The organism is Xanthobacter autotrophicus, assembly GCF_030015065.1.
Lineage (GTDB): Bacteria > Pseudomonadota > Alphaproteobacteria > Rhizobiales > Xanthobacteraceae > Xanthobacter > Xanthobacter autotrophicus_D.
In genome coordinates this window covers 1-17,014 of sequence record NZ_JAIVFN010000099.1, presented here as the reverse complement: position 1 = coordinate 17,014, position 17,014 = coordinate 1, and the positions used below count along the sequence as shown (strand labels likewise).

14 protein-coding genes are annotated in these 17,014 nt (G+C 69.1%); 9 read left to right on the top strand and 5 right to left on the bottom strand.

All coding sequences use genetic code 11. The features are described from left to right. Positions 1-9 precede the first annotated feature (9 nt). The 4 genes from K9U40_RS17425 to K9U40_RS17410 form a co-directional block, all read right to left on the bottom strand. Positions 10-582 carry a DUF924 family protein gene (locus tag K9U40_RS17425; RefSeq protein WP_282891405.1) on the bottom strand — a complete coding sequence of 191 codons (573 nt, stop codon included), beginning with the start codon at positions 580-582 and terminating at the stop codon, positions 10-12. Beyond that, positions 582-1,769, bottom strand: a complete 1,188-nt coding sequence (locus K9U40_RS17420; RefSeq protein ID WP_282891404.1) for a CobW family GTP-binding protein — start codon at positions 1,767-1,769, stop codon at positions 582-584. Before K9U40_RS17420 ends, K9U40_RS17425 begins: the two co-directional genes overlap by 1 nt. A gap of 372 nt (positions 1,770-2,141) precedes the next feature. Further along, entirely contained in the window at positions 2,142-3,650 is a 1,509-nt protein-coding gene (locus K9U40_RS17415) for a D-alanyl-D-alanine carboxypeptidase family protein (RefSeq protein ID WP_282891403.1), read from the bottom strand. A gap of 204 nt (positions 3,651-3,854) precedes the next feature. Continuing rightward, positions 3,855-5,639, bottom strand: a complete 1,785-nt coding sequence (locus K9U40_RS17410) for a glucan ABC transporter ATP-binding protein/ permease (RefSeq protein ID WP_282891402.1) — start codon at positions 5,637-5,639, stop codon at positions 3,855-3,857. A gap of 354 nt (positions 5,640-5,993) precedes the next feature. Here K9U40_RS17410 and rpmH point away from each other — a divergent pair, with 354 nt between their 5' ends. From rpmH to yidC, 3 genes are read left to right on the top strand one after another with little or no spacing between them, the layout of a single operon-like run. Next, positions 5,994-6,128, top strand: coding sequence for a 50S ribosomal protein L34 (gene rpmH, locus K9U40_RS17405; RefSeq protein WP_012113946.1), 135 nt, complete (start codon positions 5,994-5,996; stop codon positions 6,126-6,128). A 28-nt stretch (positions 6,129-6,156) separates the two neighbouring features. After that, positions 6,157-6,657 carry a ribonuclease P protein component gene (rnpA, locus tag K9U40_RS17400; protein ID WP_282891401.1) on the top strand — a complete coding sequence of 167 codons (501 nt, stop codon included), beginning with the start codon at positions 6,157-6,159 and terminating at the stop codon, positions 6,655-6,657. Then, a complete protein-coding gene (yidC, locus tag K9U40_RS17395) occupies positions 6,654-8,471 on the top strand; it encodes a membrane protein insertase YidC (RefSeq protein WP_282891400.1) in 1,818 nt (605 codons plus the stop codon). Before rnpA ends, yidC begins: the two co-directional genes overlap by 4 nt. Before the next feature lie 65 nt (positions 8,472-8,536). On the opposite strand, the gene K9U40_RS17390 is transcribed toward yidC, so the two are convergent. Beyond that, positions 8,537-9,496 carry a LysR family transcriptional regulator gene (locus K9U40_RS17390; RefSeq protein ID WP_282891399.1) on the bottom strand — a complete coding sequence of 320 codons (960 nt, stop codon included), beginning with the start codon at positions 9,494-9,496 and terminating at the stop codon, positions 8,537-8,539. A gap of 95 nt (positions 9,497-9,591) precedes the next feature. On the opposite strand from K9U40_RS17390, the gene K9U40_RS17385 reads away from it, so the two are divergent. The 6 genes from K9U40_RS17385 (at position 9,592) to tkt (ending at position 16,911) form a co-directional block, all read left to right on the top strand. Beyond that, positions 9,592-11,058, top strand: a complete 1,467-nt coding sequence (locus K9U40_RS17385) for a form I ribulose bisphosphate carboxylase large subunit (RefSeq protein ID WP_282891398.1) — start codon at positions 9,592-9,594, stop codon at positions 11,056-11,058. Between the two features lie 11 nt (positions 11,059-11,069). Beyond that, positions 11,070-11,471 carry a ribulose bisphosphate carboxylase small subunit gene (locus K9U40_RS17380; protein ID WP_282891397.1) on the top strand — a complete coding sequence of 134 codons (402 nt, stop codon included), beginning with the start codon at positions 11,070-11,072 and terminating at the stop codon, positions 11,469-11,471. 75 nt (positions 11,472-11,546) lie between these two features. After that, positions 11,547-12,500, top strand: coding sequence for a CbbX protein (gene cbbX, locus K9U40_RS17375; protein ID WP_282891396.1), 954 nt, complete (start codon positions 11,547-11,549; stop codon positions 12,498-12,500). A gap of 77 nt (positions 12,501-12,577) precedes the next feature. Further along, complete coding sequence (locus K9U40_RS17370) at positions 12,578-13,639, top strand: class 1 fructose-bisphosphatase (protein WP_282891395.1); 1,062 nt, start codon at positions 12,578-12,580, stop codon at positions 13,637-13,639. Positions 13,640-13,677: 38 nt separating this feature from the next. Next, positions 13,678-14,553: a phosphoribulokinase gene (locus K9U40_RS17365; RefSeq protein WP_282891394.1), complete on the top strand. Its 876-nt coding sequence runs from the start codon at positions 13,678-13,680 to the stop codon at positions 14,551-14,553. 276 nt (positions 14,554-14,829) lie between these two features. Next, on the top strand, positions 14,830-16,911 hold the full coding sequence (tkt, locus tag K9U40_RS17360; RefSeq protein ID WP_282891393.1) for a transketolase: 2,082 nt from the start codon (positions 14,830-14,832) through the stop codon (positions 16,909-16,911). Positions 16,912-17,014 lie beyond the last annotated feature (103 nt).

The following is a 17,014-nucleotide window of genomic DNA, read 5'->3' as shown; positions in this document are numbered from 1 at the left end:
ACCCTGCCCTCACCCGCTGAAGCCACCCCCATCCAGATAGGCCTGCTCCGCCGCCGACATGGGCCGCCCGAGAATGGCGTTGCGGTGGGGGAAGCGGCCGAAGCGGTCGATGACCTCCTTGTGGACCAGGGCATAGCGCAACCCCTCCTCGTGCCCGAGCGCCTGGTAGAGGTCGATGCAGCGCGCCTGCGCCGCCTCGTCCTCCGCATGCATGAAGGGCAGGTAGAAGAAGCTGCGCAGCGCCGGGGCGATCTGCGCCGCCGCGTCGAAGCCCCGCGCCACCGCCTGCTCGGCCGCCGCGAGCGCGCGGGCGTCGGTGGCGAAGGCGCGCGGGGTGCCGCGGAAGACGTTGCGCGGCACCTGATCCATCAGGATGATCCACGCCAGCGCCCCTTCCGGCGTCTCCCGCCAGCCGTCAAGGGCACCGGCCGCCGCCGCCTCATGGAGCGGTAGCAGGGCATCGCGCACCTCCTCGTCGAAGGCCGTGCCGCCGTCGAACCACTTCTCCCGGCCGGCCGCCAGCCAGAAGGCGAGCACATCCGCAGGCGAAATGATCGAGCCTCTCACGTCGTGCCGCGTCATCACCGCAGCCCCGGGGGCGCAAGGGGATTGTCCATGAGCGCGGCGCGGTCGGGCGCATCCACCTCCGGCACGCCGAGGAAAGCGTTGAACAGGCGGGCGATGACCTTCGGGTCGAGGTCACGCACGATCATGACGAGCCGCGTGCGCTGGTCCTCGTCCGGCCAGGCGGGCAGGCGCGCGGGCGGGTGCATCACATGCTGCACGGCGTGGAGCACGACGGGCGTCGAGGGCTCCTCCGCCACCTTCACGATGCCCTTCATGCGCAGCACATGGCCGCCATGGGTGGCGCGCAGCAGCTCCAGGAACAGGTCCAGCGTTCCGGCCGGAATGGCGGCGTCGGTGGCCAGCGTGAAGGCGCGGATGCGGGCATCGTGGCGGTTGGGGTCGAGGCTGGCGGGGTCGAGGCCCGCGCCATGGTGCTCCGCCGCCGCGACCGCCTCGGCCGCGAGCCAGCGGGCCACGTCCGGCGCCTTGCCGGAGGCGTCGTAGAGCCCGGCGCCGAGGAGGGCGGCGGCGTCCGCCTCCCCCGCTGCGGCATCGAGCAGCCCGGCCGCCGGGGCGAGACGCTTCAGCCGCAGCTTGAGCGCGTCGAGCTGCGGGCGGCCCGCCTCCGCCACAAGGTCGGTCTTGGTGAGAACGATGCGGTCGGCCATGGCGGCCTGCTTCACCGCCTCCTCGTGGGCATCCAGGGTGGCGTCGGCATTCACCGCATCCACCACGCAGACGAGGCCGTCGAGCCGGTAGCGCAGGCCGAGATAGGGGTGGGTCATCAGGGTGTGGATCACCGGCGCCGGATCGGCGAGGCCCGTGGTCTCGATGATGACGCGGGAGAAGGGCGGCAGGCGGTCATTGTCGCGACCGCGCAAAAGGTCCTCCAGCGCCGCCACGAGATCGCCCCGCACGGTGCAGCACAGGCAGCCCGAGGCGAGCATGACGATGCCTTCCTCCACCGGCCGCACGAACAGATGGTCGAGCCCCACCTCGCCGAACTCGTTGATGAGCACGGCGGTGTCGGCCAGCGCCGGATCGGCGAGCAGCGCGTTGAGCAGCGTCGTCTTGCCGGCGCCGAGGAAGCCCGTCAGCACGGTGACGGGAATGGGCTCCGGCGGTCCGCGACGGGGCGCGGGCGCGTCTTGGATAGGAGCGCCCTGGATAGGCGCGTCTTGGGCGGGCGCGTTGCCCGGCATGGCGGTGTCTCCACAGGACGGAGGGAACGTCTCGTCCCCCTCTCTCGTCCTTCTGCCTCCATCAGCCGGCGCGCCGGGTCAAGGGCGACGGGTTGTCCATCGGCGGTCGCGGCAGGACAGAAGGCCGCTCCGGTCTGGAACCAAGCCGGCGGGCGTCCGTGCCGGGGCACGGGCCTCATGAGCACACGCCGGGCGGGCGGCGAGGCATCGCTGGTTCGGGCGGCCTTGTCCGCCCGGACCAGCACCGTGGACCGACGCGGGCGAAGAGGCTCCGGCGCAGGAGAGCGCCGACGGCGCTTCAGCCGGAGCGACGCGACAGGGGCACGGGGCGCGGCCATGGGGCGCGGCCACGGACGGCGCCCGTTTGCCGCCTCAGGTCGCGGGCTTGGGGGCGGGGGCTGCGTTCTCCGCCGGGGCTTCGACGGGCTTCGGCTTGGGCTTGGGCTTCGCGGCCGGCACCGAGCCGGCGGTCACCGGGGCCTGGGGCTGCACCTGCTTCTTCTGCGCCGTGCCGCTCGCCGGCTTGTCGGAGACCGAGGGCTTGGCGCCGTCGCCGGCGCTGGCGGTCGCCGTGGCCGGCTTGGCGGCGGCGGTCGCGGGCTTGGGCTTCGGCTTGGCGGCCGGCTTCGCCGTGTCGCCGCTCTCGGCGGACGCGGTCTCGGCGCCGCCGGTTCTCCTGGCCTGCTTCGTGTCCTTGGCGTCGGGCTTCTTCTTCGGCTTCTCGTCCGATGCATAGGCCGTGGAAAGGTCCTGCGGCGCGCCGCGCGTGCCCACATAGACCACCACCGGCGGCATGGAGGGCGGCAGGGTCTGCAGCAGCTCGGCGCCGGACTTGGGCAGGGTCGGCGCGGCGAAGGCGAAACCGCTCGAGGCGCCGGGATCAGGCTCGTCGTCGGCCTCGGAGGCGGTCACGGCGCGCTTGCCGCCGCAGACCTCGGGCTTCATGTCGTAGGCCGGGCCGCCGGTGTTGGAAATGTTGGACAGAAGCGGCTGCGCCGCGCCGAACACCGACCAGGACGACTGGAAGCCCTTCTCGAACAGCAGCGCGGTCTGCTCGGTGCGGGCCGTGCCCGAGCGGGCGCCCAGCACCACGGCGATGAGGCGCTTGTTGCCGCGGGTGGCGGTGGCCACCAGATTGTAGCCGGAGCCGCAGACGAAGCCGGTCTTCATGCCGTCGGCGCCGGGATAGCGGTCGATCAGGCGGTTGTAGTTGCGCAGCACCGCCTTGCCGATCTTGATGGCGGGGATGCGGAACAGGGCCTCGTGCTCGGGGAAATGATAGATGATGGCCCGCGCCAGGATGGCGAGGTCGCGGGCGGTGGTGATCTGGTCCGGGTCCGGCAGGCCGTTGGGATTCTCGAAATGGGTGCCGCTCATGCCGAGATGGGCCGCGGTGGCATTCATCTCCGCCACGAAGGCGGGCATGGAGCCGGCGACGCCTTCGCCCACCACCCAGGCCATGTCGTTGGCGGACTTCACCAGCACCATCTTCATGGCGTTGTCGAGGGTGACCACCGTGCCCGGCTTGAAGCCCATCTTGGAGGGCTGCTGGGATGCCGCGGCGGCCGAGACGGTGAGCGGCGTGTCCAGGGTGAGGCGCCCGTTCTTCACCGCGTTGAGCGCCACATAGACGGTCATCAGCTTGGTGACAGAAGCGGGATGCCAGGGCCGGCCGGCTTCCTTCTGCTCCAGCACCCGGCCGGTATCGGCTTCCACCAGAAGCACGGGATTGGCCTGCGCGGATCCTGCGAACGGGGAAGCAGCGAGCGCCAGCACCGCCGCGGCGAGGCCAAGGCAGGCCCCACGGAAGCAGGCCCCACGGAGGAAGGTTCCACGGATGGAAATCGCCCGGGCGTCGGGACGGGATTTCGTGCGCGCCAACCGCTCCGCTCCCCTGTCAGTCATCAAGCGTGCCAGTCATTCGGGATCTTCACCGTATAATTCCTTCAATACCCGGTTTCGTCCCGCCGCGAAAGGCGGAACAGGTCGGCGAGACACAAGCATTGGGGCGCGGGCAAGCGCCGTGTTTGCCACATTCTCGCCCCAGTCCGGCAAAGAGCGGGTGTGAAAATCTTGTGCCCATGGTTACGTTTCAGCTAGCGGACGCACCACATCTGCGGCGCCGGCCATGAACTGCGCCCGGGCGAGGCCGGCGAAACGCCCGCCGAGGCGCACCAGCTCGTCGAAGGTCCCCGCCTCCACCACCCGCCCGCGCTCGAACACCAGGATACGGTCGGCATTGCGCACGGTGGCGAGGCGATGGGCGATGACGAAGGTGGTGCGGCCCTTCATGACCTCGTCCAGGGCCGCCTGCACCTTCACCTCCGTGGCCGCGTCCAGGGCGCTGGTGGCCTCGTCGAGGATGAGGAGCGGCGGGTTCTTCAGCAGGGCGCGGGCGATGGACAGGCGCTGGCGCTCGCCGCCGGACAGCGCCCGCCCGCGCTCGCCCACCACCGCCTTGAGGCCGAGGGGATTGCGTTCCACCAGCTCCAGCGCCTGGGCGCGGGCGAGCGCCGCGCGCATCTCAGCCTCGGTGGCGTCGGGCTTGCCCACCCTGAGATTGTCCTCGATGGAGCGGTTGAACAGGAGCGGCTCCTGGAACACCACGCCGATGGCGTGGCGCAGCGAGGTGAGCGTGGCGTCGCGGATGTCCACCCCGTCGATGCGGATCGACCCCGACTGCGGGTCGAACACCCGGTGCAGCAGCGCCAGCGCGGTGGACTTGCCGGCCCCGGTGGTGCCGACGAAGGCGAAGGTCTGGCCCGGCGCGGCATGGAAGGAGACATCCTCCACCGCCGTGCGCTTGCCGTCATAGGAAAAGGAGACGTCGTCGAACACCACGTCGCCCTTCACCGGCGGCAGCGGCTTGGCGCCCGGCCGGTCGCGCACCGCGCCCACCGTGTCCAGCACCTCGAAGAACTGGGCGAGCTGCGGGGCGGACAGCATCAGCCGGTTGAAGAAGCTCACCGTATGATCGAGCCGGCCAATGAGCATATTGGCGAAGGCCACGTAGGTGACGATGTCGCCGATGGCGGCGAGCCCGTGCACATAGAGCCAGGTGCCGATGAGCAGGATGGCGAGGATGGTGAGCGTGGTGGCCGCCTTGGTGGCCATGGAGACCATGGCCCACCAGGACAAGACCGGGATCTGCACCGCCAGCACCCGGTTCACCGTGTCCTTGAGGCCGGAGACCTCCGCCTCGGTGCGGGTATAGCTCTGGATCACCGCCACGTTGCCGAGGGCGTCGGAGGTCTGCTCGGCGAGGTCGGAATTGTATTCCTCCACCTCGCGCTGCATGGCCTCGGTGCGGCGGATGACGAAGCCGGTGAGGACGCCGAACACCGCCATCAGCACGATCAGCACCAGGCCCAGCCGCCAGTTGATGAAGATGCCCACCGGCACCAGCACCACCAGCGAGATGATGGCGGCGCAGTCCTCCCGGAAGAAGGAGAGCCACAGGCCCCACAGGGCGTCCACGCCTTCCAGCATCACTTTCAGCAGGCGGCCGGAATGGGTTTCGCCGTGGAAGCTGAGGGGCAATTGCAGCACGTGCTCGAAATAGCGCGTGAGGATGCCGAGGCGGCGGCGGTGGGAGAGCCGGTCCGCATGCAGCGAGATGAGCACGCCCGCGGCGATGTTGAACAGGCCGAAGCCCACCCATGCGGCGAGCAGCGGGGTGAGATCGTCGAAGGTCGGCAGGCGGGAGGCGGCCTGGGAGGCCGCCAGCGTGTTCACGATGCGGCCGAACAGGATCGGCTCGGCGAACTGGGCGATGGCCAGCAACAGGTTGGAGATTGCCAGCACGGCGCCGAGCCGCGCCTCCGGGCCGAGGAGGCTGATGGTCCGGGCATAGACGCGAAAGAGGCTCATGGTCGCAGGCTTCCCGTGCCGGTCGCTTCCCGTGGTCTCGGGCCAGAAGAGCGAAGGCGGGGCCGTGGCGCAAGGGGGGTGGATCAAGGCGGGGGCGAGGTGGCTTCCCCCTTTGAAGTCTGCGGCGGCGACCGGGAGCACCGGCCCCCGCACGCCCCGGATTGACGCGCGCCCTCGCCGCCCCTATAAGCCGAGCCCGAACTCAGGCGGCTGCGGCGGCCGGAGCCCAGCCTTCATTGCTCGCATCGAACTCGGTTTCGAGTGGCGCGAGCGGGCACCGGCGAAAAGCGCCGGCGCAGCTTCGCTGCTGGGGTCCGATGCCTCAAGCCGCGCAAGACACCCGGAGACTTGACCGTGAAGCGCACCTATCAACCCAGCAAGCTCGTGCGCAAGCGCCGCCACGGCTTCCGTGCGCGCATGGCGACCCGCAACGGCCGCAAGATCATCGCCGCCCGCCGCAACCACGGCCGCCAGCGCCTGTCCGCCTGAGGGGTGGACATTCGCGGAGCTGCCCAGCTTGGACCATCTCCGCAAACGTCGTGACTTCCTCGCCGCCGCCAAGGCCGAACGGGCCGGCGCGGCCTCGTTCCTGATGCAGGGCCGCGATCGCGGGGATGCCGGCACGATCCGTGTCGGTTTCACGGTGACCAAGAAGACCGGCAACGCGGTGGTGCGCAATCGCATCCGCCGCCGTCTGCGCGAGGCGGTGCGTCGCGTGCTGCCCGAAGCGGGCCAGGCCGGCTTCGACTACGTCCTGGTGGCGCGCGAGGCCGCGCTCCGCACCCCCTTCGACGCCCTGGTGCGGGAGATCGAGCGCAGCGTGCGCAAGGTCCACACCCCGAGATCGAACGCCCCGCACGGTGCCCGCAAGGCGGGCGGCCGGCCGGAGCGCAGGACATCCTCGGGGCCATCCCCGGAAGTCGCGTCCACTGAAGTCGCGGGCGCTGCGGCCGGCGCGCCCGAAGCCCCATCCGATGATATTAAGCCGACGCCCGCCGACGGAGGCCCTCCGGCATGAGTGACAACCGCAACATGTTCATCGCCATCGGCCTGTCGCTGGCGATCCTCATCGGCTGGCAATATTTCTTCGGCATTCCGCAGGCCGAGCGCCAGCGCCAGGCCGCCGAGCAGCAGCGCATCGCGCAGCAGGCGCAGCAGCAGGCAGCGCCCAATGCCACGCCCGGCGCCACGCCCGGCTCCGCCGGCGTGCCGCAGGCGGGGATGCCGGCCCCCGGCCGGCCCCTGACCCGCGAGGAAGCCCTCGCTTTGACCCCCCGCGTCGCCATCGCGACCGAGCGCCTGAAGGGCTCCATCGCCCTCAAGGGCGGCCGCATGGACGACCTGCTGCTCACCGAGTATCACGAGACGGTGGACCCCAAGAGCCCGAACATCGTGCTCCTGTCCCCGTCCGGCGCGCCCCACCCCTTCTATGCGGAGTTCGGCTGGACCTCGGCCGCCGGCACCGGCGTGAAGGTGCCCGGCCCCGACACCCTGTGGACCGCAAGCGGCACGCTCACCGACCAGTCCCCCCTGACCCTCAGCTGGGACAACGGCGCGGGCCTCGTCTTCCGCCGCACCTACCGCATCGACGACCACTACATGTTCGCGGTGAAGGACGAGGTGGAGAACAAGACCGGCGCCGCGGTCACGCTCTACCCCTACGCCCTCGTCTCGCGCCATGGCGTGCCGAAGGTGGAGGGCTTCTACATCCTGCACGAGGGCCTGATCGGCGTGCTCGGCGACAGCGGCCTGCAGGAGATCACCTACGCCAAGATGGACAAGGAGAAGCCCCTGACCTTCGCCGCCACCGGCGGCTGGCTGGGCATCACCGACAAATACTGGGCGGCCACCGTCATCCCCGACCAGAGCGTGAAGGTGGACGCCAAGTTCTCCACCTCGTCCCTGGCCGGCATCCAGACCTTCCAGGCCGACTATCTGGCCGCGCCCCTCACCGTGGAGCCGGGCGGCACCGTCGCCGCCAGCGGGCAGCTGTTCGCCGGTGCCAAGGTGGTGCAGGTGGTGGACGGCTACAGGACGCGCTACGGCATCGACCGCTTCGACCTGCTCATCGACTGGGGCTGGTTCTATTTCATCACCAAGCCTTTGTTCCTGGTCATCGACTGGATCTACCGGGTGGTGGGCAATTTCGGCGTCGCCATCCTGGTCGTCACGGTGATCCTGAAGGGCATCTTCTTCCCGCTCGCCAACAAGTCCTACGCCTCCATGGCGAAGATGAAGGCGGTGCAGCCGGAGGTGACCACCATCCGCGAGCGCTACGCCGACGACAAGGTGAAGCAGCAGCAGGCGCTGATGGAGCTGTACAAGAAGGAGAAGATCAATCCGGTGGCGGGGTGCCTGCCCATCCTGATCCAGATCCCGGTGTTCTTCGCCCTCTACAAGGTGCTGTTCGTGACCATCGAGATGCGGCACGCGCCCTTCTTCGGCTGGATCCGCGATCTCTCCGCGCCCGACCCGACCACCATCTTCAACCTGTTCGGGCTCATCCCGTGGGATCCGGGCTCGGTCCCGGTGATCGGCAGCTACCTGATGCTGGGCGCCTGGCCCCTCATCATGGGCGTCACCATGTGGGTGCAGATGAAGCTCAACCCGGCCCCGCCGGACCCGACCCAGCAGATGATCTTCAACTGGATGCCCATCATCTTCACCTTCATGCTGGCTCATTTCGCCGCCGGCCTGGTGATCTACTGGGCGTGGAACAACACCCTGTCGGTGGCCCAGCAGGCCGCGATCATGAAGCGCCACGGGGTAAAGATCGAACTGTGGGACAACATCCGCTCGGCCTTCCGGAAGAAGCAGCCGGCCAAGGGCTGACCTCCCCTGCCAACCGCCGCGAGCGCCGCGCCCATCGGGCGCGGCGTTTTTGTTTTGCCCCCCGCTCAGGCCGCCGGCTTCTGCGGCAGGAAGCAGCGGCCGCCCTCGCCTTCCGGCATGAGCGGCAGGAAGCTGCCGCCCTCCCGGGCGAGGAAATCCAGCAGCGCCCGCCCCGCCGGCAGCAGGCGCTTGTCCCTGGCCCGTACCACCAGCCATTGCCGCACCACCGGCAGGCCCTGAACGTCCAGCACCTTGAGGCGCCCGTCCGCCACCTCGGCCGCCACCGTGTGGGCCGAGATGAAGGAAAGGCCGAGCCCGGCCATCACCGCCTGCTTGATGGTCTCGTTGGAGCCTATCTCCATGGCGATGGCCGGCTGCGCGATGCCCGCCTCCTCGAACACCCGCTCCATCAGCACGCGGGTGCCCGATCCCTGCTCGCGCACCAGCAGGGGCTCCCTCGCAAGGTCCGTGGGCGAGATGCGCCGCCCGATGAGGCGGTGCTCGGGCGGCGCGATGACCACATGGGGATGGTCGCCGAGAATCTGCGTCTCCGCCTCCAGCTCCGCCGGCGGACGGCCCATGATGGCCACATCGAGGTCGAGCTTGACCAAGCCGGCGATGATCTCCTCCCGGTTGCCGATCATGAGCTTCAGCTCGATCTCCGGCCGGCGCCTGCGGAACGCCGCCAGCGCCATGGGCGCGAAATATTTCGCGGTGGAGACCACCCCCACCACCACCGAGCCGCGCTCGGGGCTTTTCAGCGCCGCAATCGCCCGCTCCGCCTCCTGGAGGGCGTGGGCGATGCGCTGCTGGGCGGCGAGAAGCTCCGCGCCAGCGGCGGTCGGTCGCAGGCGGCCGTCGGCGCGCTCGAACACCGGCACCCCCAGCTCCTCCTCCAGCGCCTTCATCTGCGCGGTCACCGCGGGCGGGCTCAAACCCATGTCCTGCGCGGCTTTGGCATAGGAGCCGGAGGCGGCGGCGAGGGCCACCAGGCGCAGCTGCTTCAGGGTCCAGTGGGTAGCCATTTCAGGTTTCCTGAATGTCTAGTTCATATCATTCAAATTTACCTAAATCAGGCGGTGCGGCAAGGTCCCTTCAACAAGCAAGGAGGGCCGCCATCATGGGTGCCGACGCCGCCATCGGGCAGATCAAGGACGCCAAGAAGAGGTACGCCGCCGGCGTGCTGAAATATGCCCAGATGGGCTATTGGGACGGCGACTACCAGCCGAAGGACACCGATGTCCTGGCCCTGTTCCGCGTCACCCCCCAGGAGGGCGTGGACCCGGTGGAAGCTGCCGCGGCCGTCGCCGGCGAAAGCTCCACCGCCACCTGGACCGTGGTGTGGACCGACCGCCTCACCGCCGCCGACATGTACCGCGCCAAGGCCTACAAGGTGGAGCCGGTGCCGGGCCAGAGCGGCCAGTATTTCTGCTGGGTCGCCTACGACCTCGATTTGTTCGAGGAAGGCTCCATCGCCAACCTCACCGCGTCCATCATCGGCAACGTCTTCTCGTTCAAGCCGCTGAAGGCCTGCCGGCTGGAGGACATGCGCCTGCCGGTGGCTTACGTGAAGACCTTCCGCGGCCCGCCCACCGGCATCGTGGTGGAGCGCGAGCGCCTCGACAAGTTCGGCCGCCCCCTGCTCGGCGCCACCACCAAGCCCAAGCTTGGCCTGTCCGGCAAGAATTACGGCCGCGTGGTCTATGAGGCGCTCAAGGGCGGCCTCGACTTCGTGAAGGACGACGAGAACATCAACTCGCAGCCCTTCATGCACTGGCGCGACCGCTTCCTCTACTGCATGGAGGCCGTCAACAAGGCCCAGGCCGAGACCGGCGAGGTGAAGGGGCACTACCTCAACATCACCGCCGGGACCATGGAGGAGATGTACCGCCGCGCCGAGTTCGCCAAGGAGCTGGGCTCCGTGGTGGTGATGGTGGACCTCATCATCGGCTGGACCGCGATCCAGTCCATCTCCAACTGGTGCCGCGAGAACGACATGCTCCTGCACATGCACCGTGCGGGCCATGGCACCTACACGCGCCAGAAGGGCCACGGCATCTCGTTCCGCGTCATCGCCAAATGGCTGCGCCTCGCCGGCGTCGATCATCTCCACACCGGCACCGCGGTGGGCAAGCTGGAAGGCGACCCCATGACCGTGCAGGGCTACTACAACGTCTGCCGCGAGATGACGACGAAGACCGACTATACCCGCGGCATCTTCTTCGACCAGGAATGGGCGGGCCTGCGCAAGGTGATGCCGGTGGCCTCCGGCGGCATCCATGCCGGCCAGATGCACCAGCTCATCGACCTGTTCGGCGAGGACGTGGTGCTTCAGTTCGGCGGCGGCACCATCGGCCATCCCGACGGCATCCAGGCCGGCGCCATCGCCAACCGCGTCGCGCTGGAAACCATGATCCTCGCCCGCAACGAGGGCCGGGACATCAAGAACGAGGGTCCCGAAATCCTCATCGAGGCCGCCAAGTGGTGCCGTCCGCTGCGCGCCGCCCTCGATACCTGGGGCGAGGTGACCTTCAACTACGCCTCCACCGACACGTCCGACTTCGTTCCCACCGCGTCCGTGGCCTGAGGAGAGGAAATATGCGCATCACCCAAGGCACCTTCTCCTTCCTGCCGGATCTCACCCCGGCCCAGGTCCGCGCCCAGGTGCAGTATTGCCTGGACCAGGGCTGGGCGGTCTCGGTGGAGCACACGGACGACCCGCACCCGCGCAACACCTATTGGGAAATGTGGGGCCCGCCCATGTTCGACCTGCGCGACGCCGCCGGCGTCGTCGGCGAGATCGACGGCTGCCGCAACGCCTTTCCCAACCGCTACGTGCGGGTGAACGCCTTCGACTCCACCCGCGGCTGGGAGACGGTGCGCCTGTCCTTCATCGTCCAGCGCCCGGCCGTGGAAGACGGCTTCCGCCTGGAGCGCACCGAGGGCCCCGGCCGCACCCAGCGCTACGGCATCCACCACCGGCAGTATTCCGCCGGCTGATCCAACCACCTGACATCTTTACCGCTTCACCAGCGCGGCCGTTCCCACCGCGCAACTTAAGCCGAGGTTCGAGCGATGCTCAACACAGCCTTTTCCGCACCGACCGCCGCGTTGCCGGCCGAGGCCGCCGAGGGCAGGCTCGACCTCGGCGCTCTCTTCATCGAGAGCGAAGTGCCTGAATTCCTGGCCGAGCTGGAGGCCGACCTCATCGGCCTGAAGCCGGTCAAGCGCCGCATCCGCGAGATCGCGGCCCACCTCGTCATCGGCCGCGCCCGCGAGAGCCTCGGCCTGACCTCCGGCGCGCCCACCCTGCACATGGCCTTCACCGGCAATCCCGGCACCGGCAAGACCACCGTCGCCCTCAAGATGGCGCAGATCCTTCATCGCCTGGGATATGTGCGACGGGGTCATCTTGTCTCGGTGACGCGGGACGATCTCGTGGGTCAATATATCGGCCACACGGCACCGAAGACCAAAGAGATTCTTAAGAAAGCCATGGGCGGGGTCCTCTTCATAGACGAGGCTTATTATCTGTACCGGCCCGAGAACGAGCGGGATTACGGTCAGGAAGCCATCGAGATCCTGCTCCAGGTCATGGAAAACCAGCGGGACGATCTGGTGGTGATCCTCGCCGGCTACAAGGACCGCATGGATCGCTTCTTCGAGAGCAATCCCGGCTTCCGCTCGCGCATCGCCCACCACATCGACTTCCCCGACTACGAGGATGCCGAGCTGGTCTCCATCGCCAGGACCATGGCGCAGGCGGCCGACTACAGCTTCAGTCCCGAGGCCGAGGTGGCGCTGGAGGAGTACGTCTCCAAGCGCCGCGCGCAGCCCAATTTCGCCAATGCGCGGTCCATCCGCAACGCCCTCGACCGCATGCGCCTGCGCCTGTCGCTGCGCCTGTTCGAGGAGGGGGGTCTCGCCGACCGCGCCGCGCTTTCGACCATCACGGAAGGCGATGTCCGCGCCAGCCGCGTGTTCTCGGGGGGCATCGACGCCCCCGACTACAAGCCCCGCAGCGAATAGACGCCGCGGGACCAAAAACACCGATGACGGCCCGCCGAACGGGTCGCGCGGAGAAGACCCTCAGGGAGACGACCGCCATGCCAACCGCCGATCATCGCGCCGCACCCGGAATCACGCTTGCCTGCGCGCTCGAGGAATGGGCGGGCGAGGACGCCCGCCGCCGCGATGTCGCCGCGACCCTCGCCGCTCTCGCCGTTGGCGCCACCTCGCTCGCCCGCGCCATCGCCGAGGGGCCGCTCGCCGGCGACCTCGCGAAGACCCTCTCGTCCGGCGAAGCCGGCGAGGGCCAGAAGGCGCTCGACATCATCTCCAACGACATGGTCATCGACGCCCTGCGCAAGGCTCCGGTCGCCGCCGTCGCCTCCGAGGAGAACGACGCGCCGGTGCTGCTCGACGCGAACGCCCCGCTGCTGGTGGCCATCGACCCGCTGGACGGCTCGTCCAACATCGACACCGACATCTCCGTGGGCACCATCTTCGCCGTGTTCCCGCACCGCGAGGGCACCAACGCCGCCGGCGCGAGCGCCTTCCTGCAGAACGGGCGCGACATGCTCGCCGCCGGCTATGTGATCTACGGGCCGCACACCGCGCTGATGCTCACGGTGGGCGCCGGCACCTGGCACTTCGCCCTCGACCAGGACGGCACCTTCCGCCTCGTGAACGCGGCGGCGCGGGTGAAGGAAGGCGCGGCCGAGTTCGCCATCAACATGTCGAACTACCACCACTGGGACGATCCGATCCGCGCTTATGTGGACGATTGCCTTGCCGGCAAGAAGGGCCCGCGCGAGCGCGACTTCAACATGCGCTGGGTGGCCTCCATGGTGGCGGATGCGCACCGCATCTTCCAGCGCGGCGGCATCTATCTTTATCCCGGCGACGGCCGGAAGGGCTACGCGAACGGGCGCCTGCGCCTGCTCTACGAAGCCTTCCCCGTGGCCTTCCTGATGGAGCAGGCCCAGGGCGCGGCCATCGACGGCCACGGTGCCATCCTCGACCTTTCCGCCACCGGCCTGCACCAGCGCGTGCCCTTCATCTTCGGCTCGCGCGACGAGGTGGCCCGGGTCGCCCGCTATCACCTGGAGCCCGCCGGCCACGGCGAGCGCTCGCCGCTGTTCGCGCGGCGCGGCCTGTTCATCTGATCCCGCGCAGCAAAGACACAAGAAGAGCCGAGCACTCCATGTCCATCAAGCATCCCATCATCGTCGTCACCGGTTCGTCAGGCGCCGGGACGACCTCCGTGAAGCGGACCTTCGACCAGATCTTCCGCCGCGAGGGGGTCAAGGCCGCCTATGTGGAAGGCGACGCCTTCCATCGCTACGACCGCCTGGAAATGCGCGAGCTGATGGCCGCCGAGGCCGCCAAGGGCAACCGCCACTTCAGCCATTTCTCGCCCGACACCAACCTCCTGGACGAGCTGGGTACCCTGTTCAAGGACTATGGCGCCACCGGCTCCGGCCGCGCCCGGCACTATGTGCACGATGCCGACGAGGCCAAGCTCTACGGCACCGAGCCCGGCCGCTTCACCGCGTGGGAAGACGTGGAAGGCGGCACCGACCTTTTGTTCTACGAAGGCCTGCACGGCGCGGTCGTCACCGACGACATCAACCTCGCCAAGCATGCGGACCTGAAGATCGGCGTGGTGCCGGTGATCAATCTCGAATGGATCCAGAAGATCCATCGCGACAAGGCCACGCGCGGCTATTCCACGGAAGACGTGACCGACACCATCCTGCGGCGCATGCCCGATTACGTGCGCTACATCTGCCCGCAATTCACCGAGACCGACATCAACTTCCAGCGCGTGCCGACGGTGGACACCTCCAACCCGTTCGCCGCACGCTGGATCCCGACGCCTGACGAGTCGATGGTCGTCATCCGCTTCCGCGACCCCCACGGCATCGACTTCCCGTATTTGCTGTCGATGATCCACGACAGCTTCATGTCGCGGGCGAATTCCATCGTCATCCCGGGCAACAAGCAGGATCTCGCCATGCAGCTCCTGCTCACGCCGCTGATCATGAAGCTGATCGACAGGAAGCGCCGCGCCAGCTGAGGCGCGCACACTTCCCCTTCCCCGCGCCGGGGGAAGGGTGAGGGGGAGGGCGGCACGTTCCTTAAGCCCTGGGACGCGTGGCTGCCGCCCTCCCCGCCTCGCCCCTGACGGGCGAGCGCGTGTCCCCGGAACGCTCGGGGACACGGAGGAATGCGAAGTCATCATGGCCGGGCTCGTCCCGGAAGTCGGATGTTTCCGGCTTCGGGCACAGGCCGGGCACGACGGTCCCGCAAGGGGATGAATGCCGTTGAGAAGCTGATGGAAGGAAGACGAGCCATGACCGCACACGCCATCGCCGCGACAGCCGAGGCCGCGCCTGCGGTCCCCGCATCCGCCCCGACGCTCGACCGCGCGCCGGGCTCCCTCGCCTGGCCGGTGACGGCGGCCCTGCGCGCGCTCGCCATGGACGGCGTGGAGCAGGCGAAATCCGGCCATCCCGGCGCGCCGCTGGGCATGGCGGAGATTTCCGCCGTGCTGTGGCGCGAGCACCTGCGCCACAATCCCGCCGACCCGGCGTGGCCCGACCGCGACCGCTTCGTGCTGTCCAACGGCCACGGCTCCATGCTGATCTACGCGCTGCTCCACCTCACCGGCTACGACCTGCCGGTGGCGGAGCTGAAGCGGTTCCGGCAGGTCCATTCGCGCACCCCCGGCCATCCCGAATACGGCATGACCCCCGGCGTGGAGACCACCACCGGCCCGCTCGGCCAGGGCCTTGCCAATGCGGTGGGCATGGCGCTGGCGGAAAAGACGCTGGCCGCCCAGTTCAACCGGCCGGGCCTTGCGATCGTCGATCACCGCACCTTCGTCTTCCTCGGCGACGGCTGCCTGATGGAGGGCGTGAGCCACGAGGCCTGCTCGCTCGCCGGCCGGCTCGGCCTCGGCAAGCTCACCGCCTATTATGACGACAACGGCATCTCCATCGACGGCAAGGTGGAGGAGTGGTTCGCGGATGACACCCCGGCCCGCTTCGAGGCCTATGGCTGGCACGTGGTGCGCGACGTGGACGGGCACGACCCCGCCGCCGTGCGCGCCGCCACCGAACAGGCGCTGGCCGAAACCTCCAAGCCCTCGCTGATCTGCTGCAAGACCGTCATCGGCCGCGGCGCGCCCACCAAGCAGGGCCACCAGGACACCCATGGCGCCCCGCTCGGGCCGGACGAGATCGCCCGCACCCGCGCCGCCATGGGCTGGGAGCATGCCCCGTTCGAGATCCCGGCGGACATCTATGCCCAGTGGGACGCTCGCACGGCCGGCGCCGCGCGCCAGCAGGCGTGGGAAGCCCGCATGGTCGCCTATGAACGCGCCTATCCGAAGGAAGCGGCCGAGTTCCGCCGCCGCCTCAAGGGCGATCTCTCCCCGGTGTTCGCCGACACCTTCGATGCGGCGCTGAAGGCCACCATCGAGAAGGCCGAGATGGTGGCGACCCGCAAGGCGGGCCAGCAGGCCCTCTCAGCGCTGGCGCCGGCGGTGCCGGAGTTTCTCGGCGGCTCGGCGGACCTCGCCCATTCCAACCTCACCACCTTCCCCGGCGCGGTGCCGGTGACGCGGGACCCGGCCGGCAACCAGATCTATTACGGCGTGCGCGAGTTCGGCATGTCGGCCATCGCCAACGGCATCGCCCTGCACGGCGGTTTCATCCCGTTCGTGGCCACCTTCCTGGTGTTCTCGGACTATGCCCGCAACGCCATGCGCATGAGCGCGCTGATGGGCCAGAGGGTGATCTACATCCTCACCCACGATTCCATCGGCCTCGGCGAGGACGGCCCCACCCACCAGCCGGTGGAGCATGTGGAGAGCCTGCGCCTCATCCCCAACCTCGACGTGTGGCGGCCCTGCGACACGGTGGAGACGCTGGAGGCGTGGGGCGCCGCGCTGCGGCGGAAGGATGGCCCCTCCGCCCTCATCCTGTCGCGCCAGAACCTGCCCATGTGGCCGCGCACGCCGGCGCAGGTGGAGGCCATTGCCGGGGGCGGCTATGTGCTGCGCGAGAGCGAGGGCGTGGCCCGCGCCATCCTCGTCGCCACCGGCTCGGAAGTGAAGCTCGCGGTGGCGGCGGCCGAGGCGCTGGATACGGCGGGCATCGCCACTCGCATCGTCTCCATGCCCTGCCGCGAGCGGTTCGAGGCTTTGACCGAGACCGAGCGGGCGGCGCTGTTCCCGAAGGGTGTGCCGGTGGTGGCGGTGGAAGCGGGCGTCACCCGCGGCTGGCGCGGCCTTGCCGGCACCCGCGAGGAGGGCGTGACCGTCATCGGCATCGACCGCTTCGGCGAATCCGCCCCCGAGAAGGACCTGTGGCCCCTGTTCGGCTTCACCGTCGAGAAGGTGGCCGAGGCGGTGCGCCGCGCGGTGGGGTGATTGCTCCCCCGTGCGCAAACGGAAAAAGCCCTCTCCCGCCCGAACTCGGCTGTTGCCGAGTTCGGATGTGAGGTTCCGAAACCGGAAACATCCGGCTTCGGGC